Origin of the sequence: Micrococcus sp. H39-S4, assembly GCF_027158145.1 — a bacterium.
Taxonomy (GTDB): domain Bacteria; phylum Actinomycetota; class Actinomycetes; order Actinomycetales; family Micrococcaceae; genus Micrococcus; species Micrococcus luteus.
The window spans coordinates 1-984 of sequence record NZ_JAPVLT010000030.1; the positions used below are offsets into that span (position 1 = coordinate 1).

Genomic DNA, 984 nt, shown 5'->3' on the forward strand with positions numbered 1-984 from the left:
TCATCGTGATGACTCCATTCGAGGATTCTGTGAGAGGTTGACTCGAAGGATCACACGGTGGCCGCGTCCACGTCTGGAACGACGTGCCCGACCACCGGGCGCTACACCACTATGCGGGACTCAACTGATCTCCACCCCGGGGACGCCACGTTCGTCGGCACACCCAGCGAGCCGGCACTGCGCGTCACCGGCCCTGACGGCACGGTGGAGACGGTCCGGGCCGCGCACTACCTCATCGCCACCGGCTCCAGGCCCTGGGCGCCGCCGGTCCCCGGCCTGCAGGAGGCCGGTTACCTGACCTCGACCACCGCGATGGAACTGGACCACGTCCCGGAGTCGCTGCTGGTCATCGGCGGCGGCTACGTCGCGATGGAGCAGGCCCAGCTCTTCGCTCGGCTCGGCGTCCGGGTCACCATGCTGGTCCGCTCACGGCTGGCGTCCCAGGAAGAACCCGAGGCGTCCACCGCCCTGGATGAGATCTTCACGGACGAAGGCATCCAGATCATCCGCGGCGCGGTGCCCAGCGCGGTCCGCCGCGACCCGGCCACCGGCGAGGTCACGGTCACTGCCACCACCACTGACGGCTCACAGGAACTCCGGGCGGCCGAGGTACTCGTCGCCACCGGGCGCCGCCCGGTCACCGCCACGCTCGGTCTCGACACCGTCGACGTGCGCACCGGCGACCACGGCGAGGTGGTCGTCGACAGCCATCTGCGCAGCACCAACCCGCGCGTCTGGGCTGCCGGTGACGTCACCGCCCACCGTCAGTTCGTGTACGTCGCCGCGGCCCACGGCGCCCTCGTCGCCGACAACGCCCTCACCGGCGCCGGCCTCGAGGTCGACTACCGCCACCTGCTCCGGGTCGTGTTCACCAGCCCCGCCCTGGCCGCCGTCGGGATGACCGAACGGCAGGCCTCCGCTGCCGGGATCCGCTACGACAGCCGTGTCCTGTCACTCGCGCACGTCCCACGCGCGATCGTCAAC

The 984-nt window shown here is 70.7% G+C and carries 1 pseudogene; it reads left to right on the forward strand.

Annotated features, from left to right (window positions below):
* Positions 1–138: 138 nt before the first annotated feature.
* A pseudogene (locus tag O3T09_RS11780) lies at positions 139–984 on the forward strand (FAD-dependent oxidoreductase); the annotation flags it as partial.